The 12,419-nt window shown below is 67.1% G+C and carries 10 protein-coding genes; 8 read left to right on the top strand and 2 right to left on the bottom strand.

Annotation, left to right across the window (positions count from 1 at the left end):
- From V7053_RS11265 to V7053_RS11240, 6 genes are all read left to right on the top strand, one after another.
- Nucleotides 1–2,169: alpha-galactosidase (locus V7053_RS11265; protein WP_334172364.1), on the top strand; the 2,169-nt coding region annotated here is incomplete at its 5' end.
- Between the two features lie 154 nt (nucleotides 2,170–2,323).
- Nucleotides 2,324–4,405: a beta-galactosidase gene (locus V7053_RS11260; protein ID WP_334172363.1), complete on the top strand. Its 2,082-nt coding sequence runs from the start codon at nucleotides 2,324–2,326 to the stop codon at nucleotides 4,403–4,405.
- Between the two features lie 163 nt (nucleotides 4,406–4,568).
- The gene (locus tag V7053_RS11255; RefSeq protein ID WP_334172362.1) at nucleotides 4,569–5,891 is read left to right on the top strand and encodes an ABC transporter substrate-binding protein; all 1,323 of its coding nucleotides are present in this window, start codon (nucleotides 4,569–4,571) and stop codon (nucleotides 5,889–5,891) included.
- Nucleotides 5,892–5,967: 76 nt separating this feature from the next.
- The gene (locus V7053_RS11250) at nucleotides 5,968–6,876 is read left to right on the top strand and encodes a carbohydrate ABC transporter permease (RefSeq protein ID WP_334172361.1); all 909 of its coding nucleotides are present in this window, start codon (nucleotides 5,968–5,970) and stop codon (nucleotides 6,874–6,876) included.
- Nucleotides 6,873–7,787, top strand: coding sequence for a carbohydrate ABC transporter permease (locus tag V7053_RS11245; protein ID WP_334172360.1), 915 nt, complete (start codon nucleotides 6,873–6,875; stop codon nucleotides 7,785–7,787). Before V7053_RS11250 ends, V7053_RS11245 begins: the two co-directional genes overlap by 4 nt.
- A 2-nt stretch (nucleotides 7,788–7,789) precedes the next feature.
- Nucleotides 7,790–8,554, top strand: coding sequence for a DeoR/GlpR family DNA-binding transcription regulator (locus tag V7053_RS11240; RefSeq protein ID WP_334172359.1), 765 nt, complete (start codon nucleotides 7,790–7,792; stop codon nucleotides 8,552–8,554).
- A 77-nt stretch (nucleotides 8,555–8,631) separates the two neighbouring features.
- Here the strand turns inward: V7053_RS11240 and V7053_RS11235 are convergent, their stop codons facing one another.
- Nucleotides 8,632–9,567, bottom strand: coding sequence for a cupredoxin domain-containing protein (locus V7053_RS11235; RefSeq protein ID WP_334172358.1), 936 nt, complete (start codon nucleotides 9,565–9,567; stop codon nucleotides 8,632–8,634).
- Between the two features lie 249 nt (nucleotides 9,568–9,816).
- Here V7053_RS11235 and aroQ point away from each other — a divergent pair, with 249 nt between their 5' ends.
- The gene (aroQ, locus tag V7053_RS11230; protein WP_334172357.1) at nucleotides 9,817–10,296 is read left to right on the top strand and encodes a type II 3-dehydroquinate dehydratase; all 480 of its coding nucleotides are present in this window, start codon (nucleotides 9,817–9,819) and stop codon (nucleotides 10,294–10,296) included.
- Between the two features lie 25 nt (nucleotides 10,297–10,321).
- Here the strand turns inward: aroQ and V7053_RS11225 are convergent, their stop codons facing one another.
- Entirely contained in the window at nucleotides 10,322–11,506 is a 1,185-nt protein-coding gene (locus V7053_RS11225; RefSeq protein WP_334172356.1) for a MarP family serine protease, read from the bottom strand.
- 132 nt (nucleotides 11,507–11,638) lie between these two features.
- Here V7053_RS11225 and V7053_RS11220 point away from each other — a divergent pair, with 132 nt between their 5' ends.
- Nucleotides 11,639–12,316, top strand: coding sequence for a Crp/Fnr family transcriptional regulator (locus tag V7053_RS11220; protein WP_043119506.1), 678 nt, complete (start codon nucleotides 11,639–11,641; stop codon nucleotides 12,314–12,316).
- The last annotated feature ends 103 nt before the right edge of the window (nucleotides 12,317–12,419 follow it).

The raw sequence follows: 12,419 nt of genomic DNA, 5'->3' as shown, positions 1-12,419 counted from the left end.
CTGCACCTCCGTTCCGCCGGCACCAGCGTCCTGCTGGCCTTCGACTCCGGCGAGGCCGAGATCGTGCACTGGGGCGCCGACCTCGGCGGGCAGATCCCCGAGCTCGGCCTCCTGCGCAGCCCGGTCCCGCACTCTGCGCTCGATGTGCCCGTCGTCGCCGGCATCCTCCCCCAGGCCTCCTCTGGCTGGCTGGGCCGCCCAGGACTGCGGGGGCACAGGACCGACGACGGCGCCCGCGGCTTCTCGTTCTCCCCCGCCCTGCGCGTCACGGCGGCGGAGGCGAGCCTCGACGGGAGCGGCGCCCGGATCGTCCAGGCCGACGCCGAGGCCGGGCTGGAAGTGACGACCGAGCTCGCGCTCCACGAGGGCGGGCTCCTCGAGATCACCCACGAGCTGGCCAACACCGGAAGCGGTGCCTACCAGCTCGACGAGCTCGCCGCCGTCGTGCCCGTCCCCGCCGCAGCCGCGGAGCTGCTGGACCTCACGGGGCGCTGGTGCCGCGAGAACCACCCCCAGCGCCACCGGATCGGGCAGGGCACCTGGGTCCGCTCCGGGCGGCACGGCCGCACGGGCCACGACTCCTCCCTCCTCGTCGCGGCCGGCACTGCAGGCTTCTCGAACCGATCAGGCCACGTGTGGGCCATCCACTTCGCGTGGTCCGGGAACCACGAGCAATACCTGGACTCGCTCCCGGACGGGCGGCGCACGCTCGGCGCCGCGGAGCTGCTCGGCTCGGGCGAGATCGTCCTCGCGCCCGGCCAGACGTACCGCACGCCCACCCTCTACGCGGCCTACTCGGACCGCGGCCTCGACGGCGTGACCGAGAGGTTCTACCGCTGGTTCCGCGCGCGCCCGCAGCACGTCACGGCCAAGGGCCGGACGGGCTACCGTCCCCGCCCCGTCGTGCTCAACACGTGGGAGGCCGTCTACTTCGACCACCGCCTCGAGCCGCTCATCGAGCTCGCCGAGTCCGCAGCCGAGCTCGGCGTCGAACGCTTCGTGCTCGACGACGGCTGGTTCCGCGGCCGCCGCGACGACCGGGCCGGGCTCGGCGACTGGTATGTCGACGAGACGCTCTGGCCCCAGGGTCTGAGCCCGCTCATCGAGAAGGTCAACGGCCTCGGGATGGAGTTCGGACTGTGGGTCGAGCCCGAGATGGTGAACCTCGACTCCGACGTCGCCCGCGAGCACCCCGACTGGATCGTCGGGCCGTCGGCGGCCTCGCACAAGGAAGGCGGACGCCTCCCGCTGGAGTGGCGCCACCAGCACGTCCTGGACCTGGCCAATCCCGAAGCCTGGCAGTACATCTTCGGCCGCCTCGACGCGCTCCTGACCGAGAACCGGATCTCCTACCTCAAGTGGGACCAGAACCGCGATCTCGCCGAGCACGGCCATGCCGGCCGGCCCTCGGTCCACGAGCAGACCCTGGCGGTCTACCGCCTGTTCGACGCCCTCAAGGCAGCCCACCCCGGCGTCGAGATCGAGTCGTGCTCCTCCGGGGGTGCGCGCGTCGACCTCGGCATCCTCCATCGCACCGACCGGGTCTGGGCCTCGGACTGCAACGACGCCCTCGAACGCCAGACCATCCAACGCTGGACCCAGGCCGTCCTCCCGCCCGAGCTCGTCGGCGCCCACATCGGCCCCACCCACTCGCACACGACCGGCCGCGTCCACGACATCTCCTTCCGCGCCATCACCGCACTCTTCGGGCACTTCGGCATGGAATGGGACATCCGCCAGGCGGCACCTGCCGAGCGCGAGACCCTCAAACGGGCCATCGCCCTGTACAAGCGGCACCGGGACCTCCTGCACTCGGGTGTCCGCGTCAACGCGGACCTCTCCGAGCCCAACCTTGCGCTCCACGGGGTCGTAGCGGACGACGGCGGCGAGGGCGTCTTCGCGGCCGTCGCCCTGGCCACGATCGCGGCCGAGATGCCCGGCCGAGTCGGCATCCCCGGCCTCGACCCCGAGCGCACCTATCGCGTCGAGGTCACCCTCCCCACCCCGGACGACGGCGACTGGAGCGGCACCTTCACCCAGACCGCCCCTCCCGCCTGGCTCGCCGACGGGGCGACGGCCAGCGGCCGCTTCCTGGCCGAAGTCGGACTCCCGCTCCCGATCCTGCGCCCCGAGCACGCCATCCTGCTGCACGCGGAGGCGATCAGCTAACCCCCGTTGCGCCCTCGCTCCCACGCAGGAAAGAAGGTCGCAAACGGACGGCGCGGAGCAGCCCCGCCTGTGGGGCGGTTGATTCGCTTTCGTTTCTGATTCCTTCTGTACGTTTGTGTTCGTCTGGCCTAGGCTTGTGACCGCGGTCACGGCAATGACCGCCTCCCCAACCAACCTCAAGGCAGAGGCAGGCCGCCCTATGGACATGAAGGACCTCACCCGTCGCCTCGGCGGCGGCGCACCCCGCATCGCGTTCGGCGCGGACTACAACCCGGAGCAGTGGCCCAAGGAGGTGTGGAAGCACGACGTCGAGCTCATGCGCGAGGCTGGGGTGAACCTCGTGAGCGTCGGCATCTTCAGCTGGGCCCTCCTCGAGCCCGAGGAGGGCCGCTACGAATTCGGCTGGCTCGACGAGGTCATGGACCTCCTGCACGCCAGCGGCATCGCCGTCGACCTCGCCAACGCGAGCGCCTCTCCGCCGCCGTGGTTCACCGTCAAGTACCCCGATTCGGCGCCCGTCGACGAGAACGGGGTCCGCCAGACCCACGGATCGCGCCAAGCCTTCGCGGCCTGCTCCCCGGACTACCGGCGCGCGGCCGCCGCGCTCACGACCGCCATCGCCGAACGCTATTCATCCCACCCAGCACTGGCGATGTGGCACATCCACAACGAATACGGCTGCCACAACCAACCCGACTTCGGCCCCCACGCCGAGCGCGGCTTCCGGGAATGGCTCCAGAGCCGCTACGGAACCATCGACGCCCTCAACGACGCCTGGGGAACGGCCTTCTGGTCGCAGCACTACTACAACTGGGCCGAGATCATGCCCCCGCGCCGCTCCGGAACGTGGGTCAACCCGAGCCAGCAGCTCGACTTCGCACGATTCTCCTCGGATTCGCTCCTCGAATGCTTCGAGGCCGAGGCCGCGATCATCCGAGCACACTCGGACAAGCCGGTCACGACCAATTTCATGGGCACGAACATGGGCCTCTCCCGGCCGATCGACTACTGGCGGTGGGCTCCGCGGATGGACATCGTCTCCAACGACCACTACCTCATCGCGGAAGATCCCCGGAACCACCAAGACCTCGCACTGGTAGCCGACCTCACGCGTGGCTGGGCCCAGAGCGAGCCGTGGCTGCTCATGGAGCACTCAACCTCGGCGGTGAACTGGCAGCCGCGCAATATCGCCAAGAGCCCCGGTCAGATGCTGAGGAACTCGTTCCAGCACCTCGCCCGAGGCGCGGATGGGATTCTCTTCTTCCAGTGGCGCGCCTCCCGGGCTGGGGCCGAGAAATACCATTCGGGCATGGTCCCGCACGCGGGGCGCGAGACGAAGGTCTGGCGCGAGGTCGTCGAACTCGGCACAGCCCTCGAGAAGGTCTCGGAGGTAGCCGGCTCCCGGGTCGTGGCCGACGCGGCACTCGTGTTCGACACGGACGCGAGATGGGCGGCCGAGCTGGACTCCCATCCGAGCGTTGAGGCGCAGCCCGTGCGCGAACTCCGTGACTGGCACGACGCCCTCTTCCGCGCCGGAATCACTGCCGACGTGCGCCAGAGCACTGACGATCTTTCCGCCTACCGGCTCGTCGTCGCACCGATGCTCTACCTCGTCACGGACGACGGCGCGGCGAACCTTCGGCGCTACGTCGAGGGCGGGGGCACGCTCGTCCTGACCTATTTCTCCGGGCTCGTGGACGAGCACGACCGCATCATCATGGACCCCCTCGACGGCGGAGGCTACCCGGGCGCCTTCCGGGAGCTCCTCGGTGTCGAGATCGAGGAGTTCTTCCCACTCCACAAGGGCGAGTCCGTCCCGCTCACGGAGGGGTCCGGCAAACGCTGGAGCGAGCTGGGGCGTCCGACGACGGCGGAGGTCATCTCCCGCTACGAAGCGGGCCCGACTGCGGGGTCTCCGGCCGTTGCCAGGAACGCCGCTGGGCAGGGCCACGCCTACTACGTGGGCACCAGCCCAGACAGCGAGGCGCTCGCCCGGCTCATTCCCCGCATCCTTGCCGACGCCCAGATCCAGAGCCCGCAGCACGTCGCGGCGCATCCCGACCTCGAGGTCATCACGCGAGCGTCAAGCGAAGGGGAGTGGGTGTTCGCGATCAACCACAGCGACGAGGACGCGCGCCTGGCCGTCGAGGGGACCGAGCTGCTCTCGGGAAGTCCGACGGAAGGCGAGCTGACCGTGCCCGGGGGCCGGGTCGCCGTCGTCCGTCTGGCTCGCTGACCGCAGGACGCCGAGCGAGCGGGGAGGCGAAGGAGGAGGAGCGGCCGCGGAGGATCACGAATCGAAAAACTTTCGTTCCTGATCTTTTCCGATCGTTTCTGAACGTCTATCATCGAGATGTGACGCAGATCACAGGGGATCGCGCACTATCCCAGGAGACATCATGGACACTCGTAGCAGCCGCTCCTCCTTCTCTCCCTCTGGAAAGCTCCCGCCGATGGATCGGCGAACCCTCCTGAAGACCCTCGGCGTCGGGGCAGTCGGTCTGGCCGGGGTGCCGCTCCTCTCCGGCTGCACCGGAGGGTCAGGGCCATCGGGAGGGTCCGGCAAATCGATGACCTTCGGGTCATCCGCCTCCGACGACGTGCCGAAGCGCGCTTACCAGGCCGTCGTGGACGCCTTCCAGAAGAAGGAAGGGGCAACGGTCACTGTCAATACCGTTTCCCACAACGACTTCCAGAACAAGATCAACTCGTACCTCGAGGGCAGCCCAGACGACGCGTTCACGTGGTTCGCCGGCTATCGCATGCAGTACTACGCAGGAAAGGGCCTCCTCGCGCCGATCGACGATGTGTGGCAGCAGATCGGGGGAAACTTCTCCGACGCGCTCAAGAAGGCATCCACCGGCCCCGACGGCAAGATGTACTTCGTCCCGAACTACAACTACCCGTGGGGCTTCTTCTATCGGAAGAGCTTCTGGGCCCAGAAGGGCTACACAGTTCCCACGACCTTCGACGAGCTCAAGACCCTCGCCGCCAAGATGAAGGGCGATGGAATCATCCCCATCGGCTTCGCGGACAAGGACGGCTGGCCCGCGATGGGCACGTTCGACTACATCAACATGCGTCTCAACGGCTACCAGTTCCACGTCGACCTGTGCGCCCACAAGGAATCCTGGAACCAGCCCAAGGTACAGTCCGTCTTCGACACCTGGAAGGCCCTCCTGCCCTATCAGGATCCAGGCGCACTGGGCCAGACCTGGCAGGATGCCGCCCAATTCCTCGGCCAGAAGAAGACTGGGATGTACCTTCTCGGATCCTTCGTCACGCAGCAGTTCACCGACAAGACCGTCCTCGACGATATCGATTTCTTCCCGTTCCCCGCGATCGCGGTCGAGGGCCAGGACGCGATCGAGGCGCCTATCGACGGACTCCTGCTGTCAAAGAAGGGCGGCCAGAACCAGACCGCGAAGGACTTCCTGCAGTTCATGGGAACCCCGGAGGCGCAGAACACCTACTATTCGATCGACAACTCGAACATTGCCACGGCCAAGGGTGCCGACACCTCGAAGTTCACGCCGCTGAACAAGAAATGCGCCGACGCGATCGCAAATGCGAAGCACATCAGCCAGTTCTTCGACCGGGACGCCCTGCCGGCCATGGCGAACAACGTCATGATCCCGGCGCTCCAGTCCTTCATCAAGGACGGGACCGTGGACATCAAGAACCTGGAGTCCCAGGCCGCCTCCCTCTACGCGGCCCAGTAGCCCCGAAGCCCAGCGACTGCCGGTGCGGGCGGACGCCCACTCCCGCCCGCGCCGGCCCCAACGTGCAGGAACATCGATGCCTAGAATCCGCAAGGTTCGCCGCCTATCGACTCGCGACAAGATCGTCTTGACCGCCATGGTGGCCATCCCGACGCTCATTGAACTCGTCTTCGTCTGGCTTCCCACCCTCTTCTCCATCGGCCTCAGCTTCACCCGCTGGAACGGCCTCGATCTCACCGACATCCACCCCGCGGGCATCGCCAACTACCAGTACGTCGCCCAGGATTACCCGCCGTTCTGGCCCGCGGTGCAGCACAACATCCTGTGGCTCGTCTTCCTCGCGGTCATTGCGACCCCGCTCGGGCTTCTGCTTGCCGTGCTGCTTGACCAGCGGATCCGCGGAAGTCGCATCTACCAGAGCATCTTCTTCACCCCGGTCATGCTCTCGCTCGCCCTGGTGGGCGTCATCTGGCAGCTGTTCTACCAGCGCGACCACGGACTCTTGAACTTCCTCCTCGGTACCGCGGGCACGCCAGCCGCCGTCGACTGGTTCGGCGACAGCAACGTCAACATCTGGGCGGCGCTGATTGCCGCGACCTGGCGCCACGCCGGCTATGTCATGCTCCTGTACCTCGCGGGCCTCAAGGGCGTCGATCCGGCCCTCAAGGAGGCCGCCGCGATCGACGGGGCCAACGCCTACCAGACCTTCTTCCGGGTCGTCTTCCCGGCGATGCGTCCCATCAACATCGTCATCGTCGTCATCACGATCATCGAATCGCTCCGGGCCTTCGACATCGTCTACGTCATCAACCGCGGCACGAACGGCCTTGAGCTCATCTCGGCGCTCGTCATTCAGAACCTCGTCGGCGAGGGGCAGGTGATCGGTGTCGGCTCCGCCCTCGCAACCATTCTGCTCGTCATCTCGCTTGTGCCGATCATCTTCTATCTGACCCGCACCTTCGGGAAGGAAGCGAAAGAGCAATGACCGTCATCGCAGCACCTCCGGTCAAGGAAGCCCCCAGTGCCACAGGTGGCGACGGTTCCCGACCCCGGCGCCACTATGCGACGCATCTCGTCCTCATCGTCCTCGCGGTGATGTGGCTCCTCCCACTCGCATGGTCGCTCTACACTGCCCTGAGGCCCATAGCCTCGACCAACCAGTACGGATACTTCAGCGTCGGGGGCCCGTACAACTTCGACAATTTCGTCACGGCGTGGAACCAGGGCGGCTTCTCGAAATACTTCGTGAACTCCGCCCTCATCACCGTCCCGTCGGTGCTTTTGACGCTGTTCTTCTCCTCGCTCATGGCGTTCGCCGTGAGTCGCGTGAACTGGAAGTTCAACATCACGCTGCTCATCCTGTTCACGGCAGGCAACCTGCTCCCCCCGCAGGTCCTCGCCGCACCGCTGTTCCAGATGTTCAAGCACCTCAACCTTCCCTACTGGTTCAGCGATTCGGGCACTCTGCTCAATACGTACATCTCTGTGATCGCGGTGGACACGGCCTTCCAGATCGGGTTCTGCACCTTCGTCCTCTCGAACTACATGAAGGCGCTCTCGGCGGACCTCACCGAAGCGGCTCTCGTCGACGGTGCTGGGATCTGGCGGCAGTATTGGTCGATCATCATGCCGTTGTGCAGGCCGGCGTTCGCCGCCCTCGGGACCCTCGAGGTCATCTTCATCTACAACGACTTCTTCTGGCCCCTCCTCTTCATCCAGAGCGGCGACCGACTCCCGGTCACCACCGCGATCAACAACCTGCAAGGGGTCTTCCTCAGCAACTACAACCTGCTCGCGGCCGGGGCCACCATCACGGTCATCCCGACCCTTGTCATCTACCTCGTCCTCCAACGTCAGTTCGTCGCCGGCCTGACGCTCGGCGCAAGCAAGGGGTAGGCGTGCTAGCCGCCGCACGGCAGTCCGCCATCCTCGACGCCGTCCACAAAGAGGGCGTCGTCAAGGTGGCCGATCTGGCCCATCGACTCGGTGTCTCCGCCGTCACGGTCCGACGGGACATCGACGCCATGAGTGATTCCGGGCTGCTCACCCGGGTCCATGGCGGCGTCATGATCCAAGGCGAAGTGGGTACCCACGAGCCCGGCTTCGCGCTCAAGTCGACCCAGCGGCTCGAGGAGAAGGCGGCGATCGCCCGGGAGGCCGTGACCCTCGTGACCGAGGGCATGGCGGTGGGGATCACGGCCGGCTCGACGACGTGGATGCTCGCCCAGGCGCTGTCTGCAGGCCCGCGGATCACCGTGCTCACGAACTCGGTGCGCGTCATGGAGGCGTTCGACACGTCGTCGTCCGGATCGACGGTCCTGCTCACCGGGGGCGAGCGCACGCCGTCGGACGCCCTCGTAGGCCCGCTCGCGACGTCGTCCATCCGGCACCTGCATCTCGACGTGCTCTTCCTCGGCGTCCACGGCATGGACGAGCGCGCCGGCTTCACGACGCCCAACCTGCTCGAGGCCGAGACCAACCAGGCATTCGCCGAGTCCTCTCGCCGCCTGATCGTCGTCGCGGACCACAGCAAGTGGGGCGTCCAAGGGATCGGGAGCATCTGCGGCTTCGACGAGGTCGACTGCCTCGTCACGGATCGCGGGCTCCCTGCACCAGCTCTCGGGTACATCCGGGAGCGGATCCCCTCCGTCCGCGTGGCGTGAGCGCCTGATTGTCACCTCCCGCGGGACGCAACCCCGGGAGGTGACAATCACAGGAGCCTTCTAGTCAACGGAAAGGGTCAGCGGACCGTCACGCTCCCCACCATCCCCATACCGTCGTGGAACTCGCAGATGTAGTTCCATGTACCGGTCTGGTCGAACTTCACGGCAAACGTCGCAGGTCCTCCCGCGAAGGCCGGCAAGAGCGTTCCCGAATCAACGGGCTTCCCGTTCTGCTGGAGCGACGTGAACGTCACCGTGTGGGGTACGACCACTTGGTTTGCCGAGGTATCGAACGTCACCGTCGTGCCGAGCCGCACCGAATCCTTCGGCCAGATGAAGCGCATCACCATGGCCACCATGTCGCTCGCGCCGATGTACACGTGGGTCGGAGTGGCCTTGTCCGCGGTGTCCTCCCACAGATCCTTGCCGTCGGCAATGATCTGCGCGGTCCGCTTCTCAGCCTGATGATCGTAGTAGGCCTGCCTGTGCGGATACTTGCTATGCGCCTTCTGCACGTGCACCGTCAGCGACATCATCTTGCCGTGGACGAGGCAGAAGAACGTGAAGCTTCCCTGGACGCTGAACGTCTGGACGTACGAGGTGACCGTCGGGAAGTCCGGAGACGGCATCGTGGAGATGACCCCGGAGTTCGTCCACTGCGCCGTCGGATCGAAGACCGGACCACCGACGCGTGGAACCGCATCGGCCTCGAGATTGTTGATGGTCGTCGGCGGGAGGGGCGGCGTTCCGAAGCTCACCGTGTGGATCTCGGCGCTATTGGCGACAAAGTTGATCGAGTCTCCCTGATCGATCCAGATCTCGCCGGGAAGGAAGCTCATGCCCTGGATGGCCATGTCGGGGGTCTGTTCGCCCACGAGAACCTTCCAGGTGACCGCGGACGAATGGTGGTCGGTGTCGGACGCCTGTGCGGGCGCCGTTCCGAAGAGGCCGACCAGCAGGGCGGCCAAGGCTGCGACGACGGCAAGCCGACGCCTCTCGGGATGGAATGACATGGGGGTGCTCCTCGCAGGAGGTGCGTGCCGTGACCGGCCAGCCCGGACGACGGCGGATGGCTGGCGCGCACTCAGAGGCGCGCCGAGGCGACGACGCGCGGTGCCCCGCCGCACCGAGTGCGCGCCGTTTCGGCGCCGAGACCTCGCCGAGTGAAGGTGCGAATGCCCCTCTTCCCCAGGGGTCTGCGTCCAAGGGTAGGCCGCGCCCCGGTACTCGGCAACGTCGCGGCCCGGCTTAAGATCGAAACCATGACCCAGCCCACGGTTTCCCCCGCCCCTGCCCGCTCGAGCATCCTCGTGGTCAACGGACCGAACCTGAATCTGCTCGGTACCCGTGAACCCGAGAAATACGGAACCGCGACGCTCGGGGACATCGAGCGGCTGTGTGCCGGCGCGGCGGACGCCCACGAGCTCGAGTGCGACTTCGTGCAGTCAAACCACGAGGGCGCGCTCGTCGACGCGATCCACGAGGCACGGCAGAAGTCTCTCGGAATCGTGATCAACGCCGGGGCTTACACGCACACCTCCGTCGCAATCCGGGACGCGATCTCGGCGGTGGAGCTCCCCGCAGTCGAGGTGCACATCACGAACGTCCACGCTCGTGAGCCGTTCCGGCACCACTCCTATCTGAGCGACGTCTGCCGCGCAGTGATCGCGGGGGCGGGGCCCTTGGGCTACCGCTTCGCGATCGACTACCTCGCGGAGCTCACGCGCGACCGCAACGTCTAAGGCACACGCCGCGCGTGCAGTGTGGTCACTTGCGCGTGCACTGTCCGGGCTGGACGGGCTGGGAGAGCGACGGCGCTTGGTCGGCCACTGGCTTCACTTCGTTCATGGTGATCGCGTAGCCCACGTTCGAGGTGTTGTCCGACTTCGCGAAGACGATGCCGGTGACCGAGCCGTCGAGCGTCAGAAGAGGGCCGCCGGAGTTGCCCTGCTGCACGTCGCCGGCGATCTGGTAGACGAGCTTCGGAACAGCGTTGGCGCCGTAGATGTCGGGGGCGAGCACCGTCGTCGTGCCTTGGATCGCTGCGGGCCGCATCTGGAAGGGGCCGCCCAGTGGGTAGCCGCCGAACGCCGCGGACGTGCCCGCCTGGCTGTTGCCGATGAGGTGGAGGGCCGGGAGCGAGAGGTTGTCCACAGCGAGCACCGCCAGATCGTGGACGCTGTCGAAGTAGACGACGCGCGCGGTGCGAGCGCCGCCGCTCTGCAGCTCGACGACGGGCTCCGGCACCCCGGCGACGACGTGCGCGTTCGTGATGACCCGGTTCGGGGCCACCACGAAACCGCTCCCCGTCTGGTTCTGACCGCACTGGTAGGCCGTGCCGGTGATCCGCACGATCGACGTCGACGCCGTCCGCAGCGCGGTCGAATCCGTGTTCTCCTGCGGGATCGGCACCGGTTGGAGCGGCCCAATCCCCTCGATGATCCGTGGGAGCGTGTCGCCGAGCACGAAGGCGCGCAGCTGCGCTGCCTCGGCCTTGACGGGGTCCGGGGTCAACCCGTCGATGGTCGTGATGACGCGCGAGGAGGCAAGCTGCTGCGAAAGCACCGGAACGCCGACGCTCGAAACCGTGAAGGCGAGCATCGACATGACAAGCGCCGCCACCGCGACGTTCGCCAGGCCGCCGAGCACGCGGTCCACCACGCCGAAGGACTTCCACCGGATATGCCGCCGGGCCTTACGGCCCAGCGTGGTGCCGACGGCGTTGCCTGCAACCATGAGGAGGATCGCGGTGACGACGACCGCGGCGGCGCGCCACGAGCTGTCGGAGAGCCATTGGCTCACGAGGGGCACGGCGAAGAACGCCGCAGCACCGCCCATGAGGAAGCCGATGATGCCGCCGAGGCTTACGAGGAATCCCGCCCGCACCCCGTACACGAGGTAGCCGATCAGGACAACCACGAGTACGAGGTCTAGGAAGGCCGTGTCGAACATTATGCTCAGTCTATCGGCGGCTTCTGGGCTCAAGCTGTGCGGCGCCAGCGGTGGTGCGTTCGTCACAAAGCCTTGCAAAGTCTGGAAGAATGAGGCCCAGCGCTAGCACTGGCTATTGACTAGGAGACTGAATTGGACATCGAGGTACTTCGCCGCGCGCCGCTCTTCGCCACTCTCGACGACGAGGCTTTCCGCCTTCTCACCGATGAGCTCACGGAGGTCGACCTCTCCCGCGGTGCCTCGGTGTTCCGCGAGGGCGATCAGGGCGATCAGATGTACTTCATCGTCTCCGGCAAGATCAAGCTCGGCCGCACCTCCCCCGACGGGCGCGAGTCGCTCCTCGCGATCCTGGGCCCCGGTGAGCTGTTCGGCGAGATGGCCCTCTTCGACCCCGCGCCGCGCACCGCGACCGCGACCGCCGTCTCCGAGACGCGCCTCGCCGGCCTCAAGAACGACGCGCTCGTGGCCCTGCTCCGTGCCCGCCCCGAGGTCTCGGCCCAGCTCCTCCAGGCTCTGGCCCGCCGTCTGCGCCGTACGAACGACTCGCTCTCCGACCTCGTGTTCAGCGATGTGCCGGGGCGCGTCGCGAAGGCCCTGCTCGACCTAGCCGACCGCTTCGGCCGCCCCGCGACCGACGGCGTCCTGGTCGCCCACGAGCTCACGCAGGAGGAGCTCGCGCAGCTCGTCGGCGCGTCGCGCGAGACGGTGAACAAGGCCCTCGCCGAGTTCGTGCAGCGCGGCTGGATCCGCCTCGAGGCGCGCGCCGTCGTGATCCTCGACATGCCGCGCCTGCGCCAGCGCTCCCGCTGACCCGCCGGCCCCCGCTTACCCGCCGGCCCCCGCAGCCGACCGCAGCGCTCCCAGCTTCACCGTCTCGGGTACGCCAACTCACCCCCCACCCCATCTCGGGTAC

Source organism: Sinomonas sp., from assembly GCF_036848755.1.
In the GTDB taxonomy this organism is placed as follows: Bacteria; Actinomycetota; Actinomycetes; order Actinomycetales; family Micrococcaceae; genus Sinomonas.
Note: the sequence above shows the minus strand (reverse complement) of the source record. Positions and strands in the feature narration are given on the sequence as shown.

What these genes read in the sequence shown, in the direction of transcription:
- V7053_RS11260 (WP_334172363.1), top strand. Translation starts at nt 2,324, where the DNA reads ATGACCGCCTCCCCAACCAACCTCAAGGCAGAGGCAGGCCGCCCTATG.
- V7053_RS11255 (WP_334172362.1), top strand. Translation starts at nt 4,569, where the DNA reads ATGGACACTCGTAGCAGCCGCTCCTCCTTCTCTCCCTCTGGAAAGCTC.
- V7053_RS11250 (WP_334172361.1), top strand. Translation starts at nt 5,968, where the DNA reads ATGCCTAGAATCCGCAAGGTTCGCCGCCTATCGACTCGCGACAAGATC.
- V7053_RS11245 (WP_334172360.1), top strand. Translation starts at nt 6,873, where the DNA reads ATGACCGTCATCGCAGCACCTCCGGTCAAGGAAGCCCCCAGTGCCACA.
- V7053_RS11235 (WP_334172358.1), bottom strand. Translation starts at nt 9,567, where the DNA reads ATGTCATTCCATCCCGAGAGGCGTCGGCTTGCCGTCGTCGCAGCCTTG.
- aroQ (WP_334172357.1), top strand. Translation starts at nt 9,817, where the DNA reads ATGACCCAGCCCACGGTTTCCCCCGCCCCTGCCCGCTCGAGCATCCTC.
- V7053_RS11225 (WP_334172356.1), bottom strand. Translation starts at nt 11,506, where the DNA reads ATGTTCGACACGGCCTTCCTAGACCTCGTACTCGTGGTTGTCCTGATC.